Source organism: Microcoleus sp. B3-D2, from assembly GCF_036705345.1.
GTDB lineage: Bacteria > Cyanobacteriota > Cyanobacteriia > Cyanobacteriales > Microcoleaceae > Microcoleus.
Window position 1 is genome coordinate 19,637 of record NZ_JAUBUG010000045.1, and the last position, 17,128, is coordinate 36,764.

Here is a 17,128-nt window from a genome sequence, read left to right on the forward strand (position 1 = left end):
TTAATCCAATTACCTAACGGCCTGATCCGCCATATTTTCGGTAATTTTTAGCTTGACCAGACTAAATTGGACAGACACCGCAGTCCTTGGGGCTGCGGGTCTGAGTGTCCAAAATTGTTTAGCTAGCATGGAGTTGTGGGTCTGTTACCATATTAGCTGCAAGTAAAAGGCTGCTTTGTCCGTTCGGACTTTGAAGTTAAGAACTTTTATGGTTGCATGGATCTAGTTAAATGGCAGACGCCCCCGGGCGATGCGTTAATTCTTAGAAAATAGTAGATTTTAAGCTGGGATAGTTGAATTATGGAAAAAGCAAATAAGCGTCGTGGGTTGATTACTGTGGTGGTGGTGCTGTCGCTCATCGCTTTTTTGGGATTTTCCCTTGTGCCAATTTTGGACAGTATTCTCAAGGCCAGCCAAGCGCAAAGTCGGTCAACTCCAACGCCTACTCAGACGGCGCAGTCTGGGGAGAAGCAATCAGAGTTGCTGCAAGCTCAGGCTAGGGGATACGAATTGGTTTTGCAGCGGGAACCTGACAATGTAACGGCTTTGCGGGGATTGTTGCAGGTGCGGCTGGAGTTGATCGGGCAAGGAGTGGGAGACATTAAGGATGCGATCGGTCCTTTGGAAAAGTTGGCTTCGCTGAATCCCGAGACTACTGAATACGGAATTTTGCTGGCTCAGGCTAAGGAACGCACGGGCGATCGCGAAGGAGCTGCTCAAGCTTACAGGTCAATTTTAGCGTCTAAGCCTGGGGAAATTAAGGCTTTGCAGGGGTTGGTGAATTTGCTGCTGGTGCAGCAGCGGCCCGAAGCTGCGATCGGATTGCTGCAAGATACGCTGAAGGCTGCTCCGGCTGCAAATCTGGCGAAACCAGAAAGTGTTGATGTAACTTCAGTGCAGTTGATTTTGGGACAGGTTTATGCTGTGCAGAAGCGCTACGAGGAGGCGATCGCGATTTATGACGAATCTGCTAAGGCTAATCCCAAAGATTTTCGCCCGACTTTAGGAAAGGCGATCGTGCTGAAGGAACAGGGCAAAACAGATGAGGCAAAAACGCTGTTCGATCGAGCTACTGAGTTAGCTCCTCCTAACTATAAAGACCAAATAAATCAGTTAGCTAGTGGCACTCCTTCGCCTTCTCCTGCGGCTACGACGACTCCCGAACCGGCTGCTTCTCCTAGTCCAGAAGGTGCGCTACCCAAACCTTAAGAAGTGTTTTAAGTTTTGAGTTATAAGTTAAAAAGTTTAAAATTCAACACTTAATACTTATAATTCAAAACTCTTCGCCAATTACCAATTACAAGCTGCAGCGGCATCCTGACGGAAAATTTTGGTTCTCCCTAAAGGATAAGCTGTTAGAGGACTATGCTGCAAGGCAGTTTTAGTATGATGAGTGCAAAATTTTAACTTCATCCTCACCTAGAAGAACGCAGCCTCTCAATAGCTGCAAAAACTGCTTGATCAATTCGCGCTCCCCGGCGTTTGAACCCCAGCTCTGGTAGCATTACTTTCAAAATTTCCTCATCGGTACGCAGACAACCATCTGATAATATCCACCGAATTAGCGACATAAGTTCAGTCTGAGTGTAATCGTCAATTTTGGATCGTTTTGGAACATTGGGTCGCGTTCCCCGCAATGCTGTAGGAGAGTTTATTTCTGGAGTGAGTGATTGGGATGTACAAGGTTGGGCAGTTTGTGGAACTGGCTTGGTCGGTTTATTCTTCTGTGCATCTACCTGGTTAGCATACTTAACAGCAGCTTCGTAAGCATCCACAGCGCGTTGTATCTCCTTGTCCCGCCGCAGGAACCAGTCAGTTGACCAAATACGGTGAAAGCGCCAGCCGAGTGCTTCCAGTTGTTGCTGTCGCAGTCGATCGCGATCGCGTGCGGTTGGTAGAGAATGGTAACTCGCCCCATCACACTCAATTGCCAGCACAAATCGCCCGGGCTGCTGCGGATGTTGCGCCACCATATCAATTCGATAACTCGAAACTCCCCACTGAGGCAGAAGCGAGATGCCCTTGCCTGTTAGTGCATCATAGATATCCTTTTCAAAGGGATTGAGTGGCACGCCAGACTGTTCGGTTTCGCCAAGAATCTTGCCCTCACTCGCTGCATACTGAATGTAAAGTCGCAACAGTTCCACACCTCGCGATGACGATCGATTCGGGTCCATATCGTGGTGGTCAAATGACGAAACCAGAGTCATACGCTGCCTTGCCCGCGTAACTGCAACATTGAGACGGCGTTCCCCTCCCTTGGTCAGCAACGGGCCAAATCGATACACCAGCCTGCCCGAACGGTCTTTGCCATAGCCTACAGACAACAGGATTGCATCCCGCTCATCCCCTTGAACCCGTTCGAGGTTTTTGACAAAAAAGCGTTCCGGACGACCCTCGTCAAAGAAAGCTGCTAATTCAGGACGTTCCCCAAGCGCTGCATCGAGGGCTGCTTCAATGCGCTGTGCGTGTTTGATGCCCATTGTAATTACGCCAAGTGTTTCGTTAGGTCGTTCAGTGGCGTGTTGGAGCACTAACTCAACTACTCGCTGGACTTCCCTGGAAGCGCTTTCTTCCTGACCCTCCTGACCGGGAATACACGACACAAGAACGTGAGAAATAGATGGTGAACCACCAGAACTGGGAAATGTAATCAGGCGAGCGTTGTAAATGTGGCGGTTGGAGAAGGCAATTAACGCTTCATCTCGACTTCGATAGTGCCACAAAAGCTCCCAGGTTTCCAGGAAAGAGGACATCAAATCGAGCAGACTCTCCAACCCTTCAACGGGGGATGGAGATTCGGCTTCCTCTTCCTCATCCAGACCCCCTGCAAAAAATGTTGTCGGTGGGAGTTGGTATTTATCCCCGGCGACAACTGCCCTTTGGGCCCGCAGTAATGCCGGAACTGCATCCTCTGGCAATACCTGACTGGCTTCATCGAAAATGACAACATCGAAATAACGACGGTCAGCGTCGAGTAACTGGCTCACTGAGAGGGGACTAGCCATCCAGCAGGGACTAATGCTGGTTAAAACATCGGGAGCTTCTGCCAAAAGCTTACGCAGTGGCAGATGTCGGGCTTTTTTAGCGGCTTCGCGCCGTACCAACGCTTCCTGTTCTGGATAGGCATTCATTGCAGCGATCACACGTTCCGCATGGGCGCGTCGGACTCGATTGGAAGAGATCTTCACTCTTTCCTGGTCTAGGGCGCGAAATTCTTCAATCAACTGTTCATGAGTTTCTCTATTGAAGACTGTTAAGGCTGAATCTTGGGCACGCGCCTGGTCGAGACAGGAGGCCAACCAGGCATACTTGAATTGCTTCGACCATAGGGAGGGATCAGATTTTAGCCGCCTGAATTCCGCAATAATTGACGACGCACCACAATGTTCAATTTCGCGCTCAATTTCCTTAAGACGCGCCACCAGTAGCGGTATGTTGAGGTCTGCTGCCAGCTCATTAAAAAGTTCTTTTAAATTTTGGAGCGGTAACTGACTTAGATTACCCTGCCCCAAATCGGGTTCAATACGATTTAGGTCTGTAAGGAGCACTTTCAGGTTGTCTCGTGCTGCACTCAAAGACGTGACTTGGCACGGAACTGAAGCCGAACGCGACAGCCATCGCCAACGACTCAACTGTTCCGATGCTTTGGTTACTTCCTGAAATAATTGCCCATTTGAGGTTTCTCCAGCTTTTCGTAGTTTCTTAAGAGTAGATATTGCATTTTTGAAGTTGCTATCAAAGAGCCATGCCAAGTTCTCTGCGATGAAACCGTTTCTTAATGGTGACAGCGCATTGACTTGCTTTTCTAGGTCTTGTTTAAAAATATCTTCCGAATAGAGAAAGAGGGTTTTTTCAACATCTTCGATGAGTGTTATTAGCTGCTCGGCTTCGTTAAGGTTAGTAGGTGGCTCTAGCTTGGTAGTAAAAATGAGCGTTTCTAGGCACTCATAAAATGCTGGTAAACGATCTCTAGCAATCTTCCGCACTACATCAGATGCCAGCAACGCAGCGTTTCCCGACAATAACTTGACTTTCATCCAAGGGGAGGGATGGTCGCCAAGAAAGAGACTGGTTAATTCTCCACTACTTATTTCTGCCAGGAGTTGCTCTACAGTGCCAGCCTTTTCTGCACTGAGTCGATTAAGTTCGACACCGCGAAAGCGGATATTGATCCGCTCCGATTCAGAAAATTGCAACAAAAGCTCAGCCTGAATCTCGTAGACACTCTTAACTGATGGTTGGCGCTTATCGTGCAGTCGTGCTACATGGTCATTGAGCCGCTTCCTTCGATCGACAAAGCGTTGGTGGAGATTGCCGGTGTCTGCTGGGGAAATATTGCGTACCAGTGTCAAGCTTTCTGCTACTTGCTGTAATACCTCTCGCCGCGAGATAGCTGCACCGTGTAGATCAAGCAATAAATGCCCCAGTCCTTTTTGCTCTAATCGAGTTTTCACCACTTCCAAAGCGGCACGCTTTTCAGCAACAAACAGGATGCGCTGTCCTGATGCGGCTAAGGTGGCAATCAGATTAGCAATGGTCTGGCTTTTTCCTGTACCGGGAGGGCCTTGAATGACTCCATTTCGCCCTGCCAGAGCTGCATGAATCACCTGCTGCTGACTTGAGTCGGCATCGAAGACGAGAAATTCGTTGTCTGGTGAGATGCGATCGAGTTCTCTAAGGTCAATGTTTTGAGTCGTACCCCGGACATTTTGACGGGCTCTCATGTCCCCAGCGATCGCGGAAATCATATCATTGGCTACCATCTCACTCAAGCGATCGCGCAGGTCTCTCACCATCGCCATCTTTTGGAAAGAGAAATTACTGAGGACTGCCCGGGTTTTAATCTCAAAGCCTTTTACTTCAGAGGCAGCTTTGGTTAACTCAGAATAAACAGCTTCTAGGTCTGGACTCTCGTCTTCCCCTAGGCTTTCTGCCTCCCCTAGCAGATGTTCGGGCGTGACTTGGCATCCATATTCTGTCTCTAGTACGTGCAACAGTACGGGGTTAACCTGGACTTCGCCGCTACGTTTTAGTTTGATTGCGCCACGCGCATCTACATGAATTGGCACCAGAAGGACAGCAGCTTCTGGCGGACGACCTCCATCAGTTGGAGTCCAAGTTGCCATTCCCAAAGCGAGGAAAAGCGTTTCTAGCCCCTTTTCTTCTAAGTTGGCAAGTGCGCGGCGGCGGATTCCCTGTACCTGTGCTGCGGCTTTGAGTTCTTCAGCCTGCGGTAACAGACGAATTAACGGAACTGTCTTGCCAGTCAGCAACTCTTTCAATGCCTTGGAGTTACAGTCCGAGAAATCAAGTGTCCCCCTCTTAAGTTCGCGATAGTATAGCAGGTTGTTGCGCCGTGACAGATCGATTAGGCGTCGAATCCAACCCTCCCGTACTCGCTCCACAGCAGCATAGCGCGAGCGCTTCGCCTCATCCTTAACAAAGTTGCTCATACCAAAACTCTTTTCCCACAGCATATCCCCTGAAGACTCTCAACGCTTGTCTAATATCTGCCAGATGGATATTACTGTTACTGCCTCTTGAGTCTGATGCAAAGCTTCTCAATCCTTATTTTTCCATACTTTACAAGTATTACTGCTGGGCCGCCACTCGGATTTCTCGATCAAAGAATCTAGAATCTATAGTTGACACAAATGGTGGGCCTTGCCCACCCTACAAATTAATACTTCCTCTCCTGCGGCTCAAACATCGTAATCGCCACCGGCATATAAGCCAAATCAATCCCTGCAGGCGAATAATACGCCATTGTATGCTTCAAGAAATTGCCGTCATCGCGCTCAGTAAAATCTTCCCGCGAATGAGCTCCCCGACTTTCCTGCCGGTTCAAAGCAGAAGTTAAAATCATTTTCCCGACAATTATCAAACTCCGCAACTCCAAAGCTTCCACAATTTCCGTATTCCACAACTTGCCTTTATCGTCTAAGTAAACCTCCTCATATTGTCGCTCTAAATCCTGCAATTTCTTTAAACCTTCCTGCATCAATTCGGCGCTACGAAATACGCCACAATACTCCGTCATAGTATCTTGATACTGCTGCCGGATTTGATTAATGCGGTATTTTCCGGGACGTTCTACAAGTGCCTGAATTTGCTCTTTTGCTTCCGTAATATAACGCTGTTCGTCTACGGCAGGCAACTTGCGATTTTGTACGAATTGTGCTATAGTTGCGCCAGTAACTTTGCCGTAAACTACGCATTCCAACAGCGAATTGCTGCCCAAACGGTTGGCGCCGTGAACAGACACGCAAGCTGCTTCGCCGGCTGCAAAAAAACCGTCCACCAAACTGTCAGGACTACTGCGAACTTGCCCGCTAACATTAGTAGGAATTCCCCCCATTGAATAGTGAACTGTAGGGCGCACGGGCATCGGCTGATTTACGGCATCAATTCCTAACAAACGGTGGGCTTCTTCCCAAGCAAAAGGAATTTTGCTCATAATTTTTTCGCGTCCCATGTGCCGTAAATCCAGATAGATAAAGGGGCCGCCGGCACTACCATCAACATTAATTCCTCGGCCGGCGCGAATTTCTATGGAAATTGACCGCGAAGTGATATCTCTGGGCGCTAATTCCATGCGCGAGGGGGCATAATTGGCCATAAATCGATCGCCCTCTGAATTAATCAAATAAGCGCCTTCGCCCCGCACAGCCTCCGAAATCAACACTCCCACGGGATACAAACCAGTCGGGTGAAACTGTACGAATTCCATATCTTCCAGCGGCAATCCAGCTAAAGCCGTCATCGCCAAACCGTCTCCCGTCGAGGCGTAATCGTTCGACGTGGTATTGTAAACTCGGCCGTAACCCCCCGTAGCAAACATCACCGCCTTAGCACGCACGACCTCAATTTGACCGTCTAGCAGGCGGTACATAACTACCCCCTTGGCTTGGCCTTCTTCCAAAATCAGGCGCGTGACATACCACTCCTGATAGATGTGAACTCCGCAGCGGCGCAGATTGTTGACCAATTCGTGGAGGATGGCGTGACCGGTTTTGTCGGCGGCGTAGCAGGTGCGGCGGTGGGAATGTCCGCCGAAAGCGCGCTGGGCAATTCTGCCGTCTGGGAGGCGGGAGAAGAGGACTCCCATGTGTTCTAAATCTATGACTACACCGGGGGCTTCGCGGGTAAGGATTTCTACCGCGTCTTGGTCGGCTAAATAGTCTGAACCTTTTACTGTGTCGAAGGCGTGGGCTTTCCAACTGTCTTCGGGATCGACATTTTGGAGGCTGGAGGCCATGCCGCCTTGGGCTGCGACGGAGTGCGATCGAATCGGGTGAGTTTTGGCGACGACAGCTACCTTTAAACTGGGGTCAGTCCGAGCAATTTCTACTGCGGCGCGGCAACCTGCTAAACCGCCGCCTACAATGATTACGTCGTGTTCTAGCATTTTTTTTAATTGTTTTGAGTGTTCTGCTCAACTTATGGTGACGCAAAAAAAAACTTCCTACCAAAAGAGCAGGAAGTTTTTTAACTTTTGATTTGAATGGAAAATCAAAAGTTAAAATTTCAAATTGGACTAGCCGGCGCTTTCGGCAGGATTCTGAAGCGACTGATTTCCCGTTGCAGAAGGTTGAGGTTCCGTACCGGGTTCTACAGCAAGCACTTCAATGTTATTTAGCAGAGTTGTAACGAAAGCAAACAGCAAGAAGGGCAGAGACAGCACTAAAATCAAGCCGACGGTAGCCAAGGCGAAGATTTGGCGGGCGCTACTCCACAAGGCGAGTGCCGACGCTAGACTTAGGAAGATGACTATCAGCCAAACAATGATTTGACCGTAAATGTCGCCAAAGGTGAGGGTACATTTAAGGCGATAGTTTTGGATGTTATTCATTTGATGCCTCGCGAGATTGCTATTACGACTTGTCCAAAAATACTTTGACAGTGCGTCAATGCCGACTGTAAATTTCTAAGTTTAGCTGCCGCAACTTGGTTTTGGGGTTGTTGTAAACATTCTTTATTGACACTCCCCAGCGTGAACGCACGGGGATTCTTAATTCATCGACTGACCTTTAAGCGCTGTGTCCTTGCGGCAATCCTTAAACTCTTCAACCGTGCAATTGCACCAATTGACCAGCTTAACTCACAACCACCCCAGAGAGCCTATCTCCAAAAGCGTACGCTTGATACGAGCAAGCGAGTTCGGGTGTGCCCCACCCTACTTGACTGAAACAAATTATTGATTTTCTGGTGAGAATGCGTTGATTCCCTAGCTCTGTTTTACAAGGTTTTCGCTACCCTTCTTTTTGCTCTCAAAAAGCTTTCAGGTTCTAGGGTGCCGACGATGGCGCCGCTTCACAACCGCCCACCTTGGGAATTACAACCATGTCTATTGTATCAAAAAGCCGTCCTATAACGACGGGGTTTTCCACCCAATTTCCTGATAAGTTGCCACAACACTTGATAAATTTTTGCTTCTGACTGGGAAATTCGGCCCAAACAGTTAGCTGACGCACTCCGAGGCCTAGAAACCTCGTTTTTTAGGGTTTTGGCCGGCTGACTAGAAATAAACGCGCGAAAAAACCAAGGTGATTGCCACCAGTGCGTCCAGGATTAGGAAACCAAGGCATAAGGGGAAAGTCTACTTTTTGAGGGAGCCCTGCCTTGGTAAAGTAATGTTAAGCTGCGTGGGAATGGAATCAACCTTTATAGTGTCCCACCTGTCTTTTGGCCCATGTTTTCAGAGAGCAAATTGCTGATTTCGCGCTGTTTCCTGGCTGGTTTGGGAACGCAGATGTTTATGTACCGCGAAGACCGGATTCCCCAGGAGAGTCCGGTACTGGTGGTCAGCAATCACCGCAGTTTCTTAGATCCTGTGCTGCTGACGGCGGCTTTGGGTCGATCGATCCGCTTTGCTTGTCATCATTACATGGGTCAAGTTCCGGTGATGAGAGAAATTGTCACGACTTTCGGCGCTTTCCCCTTGGAAGCACCGGAGCACCGACAGCAGCATTTTTTCTCTCAAGCGACAGCGCTGCTGCAAAGCGGGGAGATGGTGGGGGTGTTTCCAGAGGGTGCAGAACCGATGGTGAAGGTGACTGGGCCCAATACTGTGGGGAAGTTTCAGCGGGGATTTGCTCATTTGGCTTTGCGGGCGCCGGTGCGGGATTTGGCGGTTTTGCCGGTGGCGATTAGTTCTTTTGAGGAACACTCGGTACGATCGGGTGTACCGCTCAAGTTGTTGAGTTTTTTTGATCCTTCGGAACCGCTGTTCGATCGCTCTGGGTGGCATCCTGTGATAATTTATCAGCGAGTTAATGTTTTAATCGGCCAGCCTTACTGGATTACTGTAGAGAGACAGCAGCAATATCAAGGCAAAAAAGCCAAAGCAGTTGTGGCTGAACTCACAGACCACTGTCAGGGCGAAATTGCAGAATTACTCCAACGAGGTTGTTTGTAAGTTTGTAAGTTTGTTGACTGTTGACTGTTGGCTGTTGACTGTTGACTGTGGACTGGTGTCAGATTTCCAATCTAAAATCTAAAATCTAAAATCTAAAATCGATTGACTTGAATCATGGCAAATGCTAACAATAAGGTTCGTTTCCTAACCCCGAAACCCCCGAAACCCGATCGCCCTTTATTTGTATTTTTGCCCGGTATGGACGGGGGCGGTTTGCTGCTGCGATCCCAAATTCCTAAATTAGCCAATCATTTCGACATTCGTTGCTTAACTTTACCTGCCGACGATAGGCCTAGTTGGGATGTACTGGTTGGGGAAACAATTGCCTTAATTGAAGCCGAAAAGCAAGCCGGAAAGCCGAAGCGGCCGGTTTATCTGTGCGGCGAGTCATTTGGGGGGTGTTTAGCGATGAAAGTTATGTTAGAAGCTCCCCAATTGTGCGATCGATTAATCTTAGTCAATCCAGCTTCTTCGTTTCGACAGCAGCCTTGGGTGCAGTGGGGCTCGTACCTGACTCAGTGGCTGCCGGCCAACCTTTATCCGCTCTCGGTAATCGGTTTATTGCCGATATTAGCATCATTAGGAAAGATTGGGCGCGACGATCGCCGCGCTTTGCTAGAAGCGATGCAAGCGGTACCGCAAAACACGTCTGTGTGGAGATTGGCGTTAGTGCGATCGTTTAATGTTGACGAAAATCAGTTGCGCGGCATCAAACAGCCGACGCTAGTAATTGCTAGCGGTGCCGATCGGTTGCTGCCTTCCCTAGTAGAAGCGAAGCTTTTAGTCAAGGTAATTCCCAATGCTGAAATGGTGCTGCTGGCTAACAGCGGTCATGCTTGTTTGTTAGAAACAGATGTTAATCTTTACGGGATAATGCAAGATCGCAATTTTTTGACAAAATCCGAAGAAAATCTGTCATTAGTCAATAGTCATTAGTCCATAGTCATTAGCTATGACTTCTCACTTCTGAGTCAGTCGGGGCAAAAATAGAGATTGGGCGAGGGGTAAAATTTATATTCAAATTCACCAGCCCTGACACTCATTAGTAAGTGCCGGAAGAAAACCCACTAAGGACTAATAACTAATGACTAATGACTACTGACTAATTAAGATTTAGCCATTTTTGAGCGTTAAGCCGCTGGACGACACCAAACACCATGAGGTCTAGTGTTACCTTGCGCTCATCTATCAAAAAAGGCTCTAAAGTGCTAGTTTTGGTATTATTTTCAGCGCAGGAAAACGCCCTTTGACTTTGAATATTTTCTTGAGGAAAATATAGGTTAAATTGGCGCTGACCTTCTTGGAATTTCCCAATTACCTGCCAGCAATCCCCGGCGGAACTCATGCCCGCAACTGGGAATTTTTGCTTGGCCAAACTCACCTCTAAATCCTTAACGCCCTGCTTAGTCAAAGCAGTTTGCAAAGCGGGCAAATAATCTTGTTGAATAAATTCCGCAAAGGGCTTGTCTTCAACAGCAGGTGCTTTTTCCTTTTTAGCTTTAGCTGGGGGCTTGTCGCCTTCGGCCTTGGCTGCAGGCTTTTTAGCCGCCGCCTGGGGCTTGTCAGTGCTGGGTAAGTCGGTTGTCTCGGGTTCGTCGGAACTCGGGGGGTTCTCGATCGCAGCACTGGGAGTTTCGGATTCGCCAGCGGTAGGATTTTTCGGTTCTTTCTTGGCTGCGGGTTTTTTAGCAGTCGGCTGAGGCTTGTCAGTGCTGGGAAAGTCGCTTGTCTCGGGTTCGTCGGAACTCGGGGCGTTCTCGATCGAAGCACTGGGAGTTTCCGATTCTCCAGCGGTAGGGTTTTGCGGTTCTTCTGGCATTAACGCTTCCTTTTAAAAGTGATCGGTAAAAGGAGTTGTGAGTGCAGGTGGGGGCGATCGACTTTTGCGATCGCGCACACTGCTTATCGAAAACCAACCGAGAGAGAATTGCTCTTTCCAAAAAATTTGAACTCAAAACACTCTCAGAGGGCGATCGCCTGCCAATATCACAACTCCTTTGGTTATTCTAAATCTCAGCGACAGCTCGTTCAATCAAACGGCGGGCGAGAGTTTGAACACCAGTATGTTCGTAGTAGTTGGTAGTCATATCGAGGAATGCGCCCACGTAGTCCACCTTGTCAGCAGAAATTTCTACAAAATTCTGCAAGTTGCCGAGTACGTTTTGGGGAGTCAAACCTCGATCGCCCACAAAAGAGCTCATCCAGCCAGAAACCGAGTTAAAGCTTTCGCCGATAAAGCCGAGTTGGCCTGCGGGAGAGCCCCCAGGAATCATGCCGCCGATCGCATTAAATGACGGATTGGACTGCAAATCGCTAGGAGAGAGCTTTTGAATCCAAGACTGAGTTGCCATGATAAAGTCTGGCCCCAAAGGAATCAAACCGTCAAAACACACCAAAGCAGCCATCCGCATCAGGGATTCGCCGCCGTAGTCACCCAAGGATGCGGCAAAATCGCCGATGCTGTCGCCGGGAATGCCGTTGATTTGGCAAAACGCGAGCAACTCAGTGACTAACTTCAAAGAAAGGTCGATCGTTTGAGCTTTTTCTGCCTTGGGAGTGATATTGCCGAGGAACGACAAAAACGAGACATTTTCCGCAACCTTATTAGCGAGGGCGGCAGTGCCCAAAGCCTTGTCGGCGTTGTCAATAGTTTGGTAGAGCCAAAGAGCGCGCTGGTAGCCCTCTGATTTATCGTTGAAGAGGTAGATAGCGCGCTCGCCGATTTGCTGAATCAGTTCTTCGTCAGTTTCGCCAGTAACGGTGCGAATTGTATTTTCAAAGCCAACTAAATTGTTCCACTCGCCGGGAACCACAAAGTCAAGCGCTCGCAGGGCTTTGACAGTCATGTTGTCTTGAGGCAGTTGATCGACTAATTCAAAGACTGTTTTGCTCACAAAAAACTCCTTATGCTGGAACGAAAATCAAAGGTATTACTTTTGGCCGATTGCAAAACTTCACAGTCTCATTGTGGCAGACTTAGTGGTGATAGCGCCAGACTTGAGTCGGGCGCGGAGTTTGACAAAAGAGATTGCTACTTGAGGCGGGCGAGGCCGCCCAGGTTAAATTTTGACAGCCAAGCTTCGCGATCGCTAGCGGTAAAAGAGGTAGTGCGTGATTGAACTTTCACCTGATAGCGATTTGCCACTAAAACAGCGGTACCATTAGCACCCTGATTAACGGCGGGATAGCCACTGATTTGCTTGGTACTTTGCTTAAATTTTGCACCTGCGCTGGGGTTGCCGGCGATGTCGTTAATCGAGAGAACCGCGACATTTTTACCGCCTTTGTTCAGCTTAGCTTCAGCAAAACCGGATTTTTCTTGAGCAAAAACGCGATCGAATCCACCGCCAGAAGAGGGGAAATATTTATTTAACTTACCGCCTGCAACTGCCTTCTTGGGCAGGTTTTGATTACTAGCACTTGATTTGTCAGCAGTTGTCTGCTTGGCTTTAGCAGGTTTTTGGGTGCTTTCCTGCTGGGCTTTGTCCCAGCGGGAGGGGGCTTGAGTTTGACCGCAGGCGGTCACTAACAGTAGTACCGAGATCAGGAATGGAGCTAAGATGCGGCGTGCGGGGGAAAATTGCATCGCTGTCTCCTCATTAGTAGGTTTCCATAACAATTGTGGCTTAGAATTTGGCAATTTGTGTGCTCTGATCGGATGATTTGTCTTCTTTGCAAAAAAATCCTCTGCCTGCCGACAGAGGATTTTTTTGCAATTACGAGTTTTGAAGGAAGAAAACTGAAAGATTGCTCCACAGATAAATTCTGGGGATGGGGGTAAAGAAACTAAGTTTTCGGATAGCCAGCAATCTCAAAACAATTTTTGCTGATTTTCTCTAGATTTATCTAGAAATTTCAGAGCAATTGTTCGTCAATTGTCTTACTTCGGCTTTCCAACTTAGGTCTTACTTTAGGGGTAAGGCTCAGGCGTCGCTTTCAATGTAGATAAACAACAAACCCATTACCACAACCGGCATCAGCCAGGTGATTAGCGGAATCATGATCCAAGGCAAGAAAGAAGCAGCGTAGGAACCTGTCATATCAAATTCTCCAAACTAAAGTTAGTGTGTTCCAACAGGGATATTTGGGAGTCGAGTCTAATTATTGACTAAACCCCGGAAAATGGCATCGAGGCCATTAAAGTTTTCGAGTAAGAAGTAGGCAAGAAAGACGCCGCCCATCCCGCCAATGAAGAAACCAGCGGTATACTGGCTCCACCCTTCAGAATTTCTGAGGGCCTCGGGGGTCATGGGATTAGCGCTAGGGTAGCTGGTGTTGTCTTGTTTGAAAGAGACTAAACCGTAAAGAGACAGACCTATTGTGCCAAGCAGAACTAAGACGAGGGCTGTATATAATCCGCCGAGATTAGCTGCTTCTCCATAATCCCGCAGGGGTCCGAAGACGATTTGGGGGCCGATGAGGAAATAACCGTGTGCCAAACCGATTTCTAGACCTCGAACTAGGGGCGAGAGTCCTTTGCGGTAGATGGGCAAGTTCCCAAGGTATGCTTTTGTGAAATCAGAAGCACTGATGGGGGTGGCTAGATGACCCGTGAAGGGGTCGCCGTTAAAGGGTTTAATAAGCTCTGCATCTCTGGGATCGGGCATATTCTGTTTGTCCTCGCAGTTTAATAAAGTTGAGGCGTTCAAGTCATATTTTACGCAGGGAGGTGTTTCCTATTTGCATAATTGGCAGCAAGCTTTAGAAAAGTTCACTATTCTTTAGTTTTTGGAAGAATTTTTCTTTTGCCTCTTATACCAGAAAGCGAGTCGATCGGGCGACACTCCTAGGAAATAAGCGATGATTACTATTTGATTAATGGCGGTGGTTTTGATGACCCCAAGCTTCTGCCAGCGACGGGCGGAGGTCAGCACTGGCTGGGGTACTATTTCAATGCGGCCTTGTTTTTTCAATTGGCGCACGAATTCAAAGTCTTCCATGAGGGGTAAGTCGGGAAAACCGCCGATTTTGTCAAAGGTAACTGCGTGGAGGAAAATAGCTTGGTCGCCGTAGGGCATTTCCAAAAAGTTCGATCGCCAGTTTACCCCCTTTTCTACCAGCCGGAGGCTGAGCCTGCAGGCGTCAATCTTGAGTTCAAAGGCGCCTGCTACAGCAGACGGGTTAGCTAGTGCCCGACGCGCGCTATCGTCGTACCCGCGAGGCAAAAGAGTGTCTGCGTGGAGAAACAGCAGGATATCTCCAGTAGCAGCAGCAGCACCTGCATTCATTTGGGTGGCGCGGCCTGGGGCGGTGGAGATAACTCGCACGCCCAAAGATTTTGCTATATCTGCTGTACCGTCGCTGCTGCCGCCGTCGGCGACAATTATTTCGACATTTTTGGCCTCAAGGGCGGTGGAGATGACTCGGGCAATTGTAGGTGCTTCGTTTAAGACTGGAATGATAATGGAAATTTTGAGAGTGAGATTTTCTGGCGACATACAGAATTAAGCACCCCGTGAGAGAGGGCGGGTTTTGTACAAAGCTTATCTGTTATGAGAGCCAATTTTTTACGCCGCGATCGCCCCTACATGGGGCCTTAAGATGGGAGGGCGAGTTTTTTACAAAACAGAGCTGTTAGTTGCTAATTTTTTACGCCGGGCCCGCGCCTATATTGGGCTTTTATCTGCCAGGACGGGTTTCGTACAAAGCAGAGCTGTTAGTTGCTAATTTATTTGCTAATTTTTAACTTTTTCTCGCGCCTGGGACTATTGTCCCAAGCGCTGTCTAACCACTACTGATATTCAGCATTTGGTTAGACAAATACAATTACTATATTATGACGTTGTGGTTTTACAATCAAGCATTTTTATCAAAAAACATATAATAGTTTTTAATAATTTAGAAATCTTAAATAGACTTTAGTTATTTCAACATATTAATATCTAAACCGAGGAGGTCTTCTGGTAGATCAATATCTGTAAGAGTGGGAAGATAAGCAATATTGAGGTCTAGCTTTTGGGCGATCGCCCGCGTACAAGCCAATACTTCACTGGTTCCCCAGTGAATGCCACCGAACAATTCCGGTATCGATCGCCGCAACCCTATCAGATAATAACCTCCGTCTTTTGCGGGGCCCAAAACTAAATCATGCTGGCTCAGTTTCTCAAAAGCTTGTGCCATGATTTCTGCCTTCAAATCAGGACAATCTGTACCGATTATTGCAGTTTTTTCCGCCCCTGAATTAAAAGATTTTTCAAATGCTGCTGTCATTCTTGCGCCCAAATCGCCGTCTATTTGGTTTTCACAAATAATATCACTTCCCAACCAGTCTTGCATCAGTTGTTGGCTGCCGCCGGATCGGTGAATTTCTACCGATAATCGGCGGGATTTTTCGAGAGAGAGAGCGCAGGCGATCGTCCGTTGGGCCATCAAGCGGTGAAGGTTGGCAGCGCCTGTTTTTCCCAGCACCGGAATAAGTCGAGTTTTGGTTGTTCCCGGTTCGGGATAGCGGGTGAAAACAATCAGTTTTTCGGACATCATTTATAGTTGTTCATGAGTTTTAAAGGCTGAAACCCCAGAGGCGCATAGCCAGAGAAGAGAAGGAGCGGACAACTGATTCACAGATTGCCGATCGATGTTGGTGGGTTAGACAATGACTTAATTGGATCACCGCGCCCAACCCACCACACAATAAATTTACTTAAAAATAGCCAGCGGTTAGCTCATTTCTAACATTCGCTCGATCGGCTGCAAGGCTGCTAGTTGAATATCTAGCGGCATGGTAATTTCGGGGGTTTGATTTTTGAGGGAGAGATACAATTTTTCCAAGGTATTTAATCTCATGTGCGGGCATTCGTTGCAAGCACAGTTATTATTGGTTGAAGGAGCGGGAATGAATCGTTTGTGCGGAGCTTGCTTTTCCATTTGGTGAATGATTCCCGGTTCAGTCGCGACAATAAAAGCTTGGCTGGAAGAGGTTTGAGAATATTTGAGCAAAGCAGTGGTGGAGCCTATGTAATTGGCGTGGCGCAGCACAGGAGGTTCGCATTCTGGGTGAGCAATTATTTCGGCTTCGGGATTTTCGATTTTGAGTTGAACTATCTTTTTTTCTGAGAAGTTTTCGTGGACGATGCAGGCTCCTTGCCAAATCTCCATGTTTCTACCGGTTTGCTCCATGACGTAGCGGCCGAGATTGCGATCGGGCCCAAAAATTATCGGCTGATTTTTGGGAATTTGGTTGACAATTTTAACAGCGTTAGAACTGGTGCAAATTATATCGCTCATTGCCTTAATGGCGGCGCTACAATTAATGTAGGAAATTACTAAATGTCCTGGTCGATCGGCTTTGAAAGCTGCAAAGGCTTCGGGAGGGCAACTGTCGGCGAGGGAACACCCAGCATTTAAGTCTGGCAACAATACTAATTTGTCAGGATTGAGAATTTTTGCGGTTTCGGCCATGAAATGAACTCCGGCAAAAACTATGACATCGGCGCTGGTGTTGGCGGCTTTGCGGGCAAGTTCTAGGGAGTCGCCAATGAAGTCTGCGATGTCTTGAATGTCGGAGTCTTGGTAATAGTGGGCGAGAATGACGGCGTTCAACTCTTGTTTGAGGGCGTTAATTGCTGCAAACAAGTCGTTGGGCAGTCGGGTTTGAGTAAAGTTCGGAGCAGGTGCGGTGGTAAACACAGTTAGAATATTCCGGGGAAGGTGGCGAAGACAGCTAAAGTGTATTTTGAATTATAGTTGAATTCACCAAAAAGTGCTGGC

Annotated in this window: 14 protein-coding genes; 3 read left to right on the forward strand and 11 right to left on the reverse strand. The window is 48.0% G+C overall.

Translation table 11 applies throughout. The annotated features are described in order from the left end of the window. Positions 1-300: 300 nt before the first annotated feature. Positions 301-1,209: a tetratricopeptide repeat protein gene (locus QUB14_RS17735; RefSeq protein WP_333218387.1), complete on the forward strand. Its 909-nt coding sequence runs from the start codon at positions 301-303 to the stop codon at positions 1,207-1,209. Positions 1,210-1,415: 206 nt separating this feature from the next. Here QUB14_RS17735 and QUB14_RS17740 read toward each other — a convergent pair whose 3' ends face one another. From QUB14_RS17740 to QUB14_RS17750, 3 genes are all read right to left on the reverse strand, one after another. Beyond that, on the reverse strand, positions 1,416-5,456 hold the full coding sequence (locus QUB14_RS17740; protein WP_333218388.1) for an AAA domain-containing protein: 4,041 nt from the start codon (positions 5,454-5,456) through the stop codon (positions 1,416-1,418). Positions 5,457-5,683: 227 nt separating this feature from the next. Then, complete coding sequence (locus tag QUB14_RS17745; protein WP_333218389.1) at positions 5,684-7,411, reverse strand: succinate dehydrogenase/fumarate reductase flavoprotein subunit; 1,728 nt, start codon at positions 7,409-7,411, stop codon at positions 5,684-5,686. Positions 7,412-7,540: 129 nt separating this feature from the next. Then, positions 7,541-7,855, reverse strand: coding sequence for a hypothetical protein (locus QUB14_RS17750; protein ID WP_006633212.1), 315 nt, complete (start codon positions 7,853-7,855; stop codon positions 7,541-7,543). A gap of 840 nt (positions 7,856-8,695) precedes the next feature. On the opposite strand from QUB14_RS17750, the gene QUB14_RS17755 reads away from it, so the two are divergent. Both QUB14_RS17755 and QUB14_RS17760 read left to right on the forward strand, forming a co-directional pair. Next, positions 8,696-9,421 carry a lysophospholipid acyltransferase family protein gene (locus tag QUB14_RS17755; protein ID WP_333218390.1) on the forward strand — a complete coding sequence of 242 codons (726 nt, stop codon included), beginning with the start codon at positions 8,696-8,698 and terminating at the stop codon, positions 9,419-9,421. A gap of 114 nt (positions 9,422-9,535) precedes the next feature. After that, positions 9,536-10,357, forward strand: a complete 822-nt coding sequence (locus QUB14_RS17760; RefSeq protein WP_333218391.1) for an alpha/beta hydrolase — start codon at positions 9,536-9,538, stop codon at positions 10,355-10,357. A 166-nt stretch (positions 10,358-10,523) separates the two neighbouring features. Here the strand turns inward: QUB14_RS17760 and QUB14_RS17765 are convergent, their stop codons facing one another. The 8 genes from QUB14_RS17765 to nadA all read right to left on the reverse strand — a co-directional run bounded on the left by QUB14_RS17765 (position 10,524) and on the right by nadA (position 17,047). Then, a complete protein-coding gene (locus QUB14_RS17765) occupies positions 10,524-11,240 on the reverse strand; it encodes a DUF2996 domain-containing protein (RefSeq protein ID WP_333218392.1) in 717 nt (238 codons plus the stop codon). A 187-nt stretch (positions 11,241-11,427) separates the two neighbouring features. Further along, positions 11,428-12,315: a hypothetical protein gene (locus tag QUB14_RS17770; protein ID WP_333218393.1), complete on the reverse strand. Its 888-nt coding sequence runs from the start codon at positions 12,313-12,315 to the stop codon at positions 11,428-11,430. Between the two features lie 137 nt (positions 12,316-12,452). Then, positions 12,453-13,007 (reverse strand): hypothetical protein, encoded by a 555-nt coding sequence (locus QUB14_RS17775; protein WP_333218394.1) that lies wholly within the window; start codon positions 13,005-13,007, stop codon positions 12,453-12,455. A 337-nt stretch (positions 13,008-13,344) separates the two neighbouring features. After that, the gene (locus QUB14_RS17780; protein WP_006633218.1) at positions 13,345-13,461 is read right to left on the reverse strand and encodes a photosystem I reaction center subunit VIII; all 117 of its coding nucleotides are present in this window, start codon (positions 13,459-13,461) and stop codon (positions 13,345-13,347) included. Positions 13,462-13,518: 57 nt separating this feature from the next. Further along, positions 13,519-14,028: a photosystem I reaction center protein subunit XI gene (locus tag QUB14_RS17785; RefSeq protein WP_333218395.1), complete on the reverse strand. Its 510-nt coding sequence runs from the start codon at positions 14,026-14,028 to the stop codon at positions 13,519-13,521. A 114-nt stretch (positions 14,029-14,142) separates the two neighbouring features. Next, complete coding sequence (locus tag QUB14_RS17790; RefSeq protein WP_333218396.1) at positions 14,143-14,859, reverse strand: TIGR04283 family arsenosugar biosynthesis glycosyltransferase; 717 nt, start codon at positions 14,857-14,859, stop codon at positions 14,143-14,145. A gap of 424 nt (positions 14,860-15,283) precedes the next feature. Beyond that, complete coding sequence (locus tag QUB14_RS17795) at positions 15,284-15,901, reverse strand: TIGR04282 family arsenosugar biosynthesis glycosyltransferase (RefSeq protein ID WP_333218397.1); 618 nt, start codon at positions 15,899-15,901, stop codon at positions 15,284-15,286. Positions 15,902-16,078: 177 nt separating this feature from the next. Next, the gene (gene nadA / locus QUB14_RS17800; protein WP_333218398.1) at positions 16,079-17,047 is read right to left on the reverse strand and encodes a quinolinate synthase NadA; all 969 of its coding nucleotides are present in this window, start codon (positions 17,045-17,047) and stop codon (positions 16,079-16,081) included. Positions 17,048-17,128 lie beyond the last annotated feature (81 nt).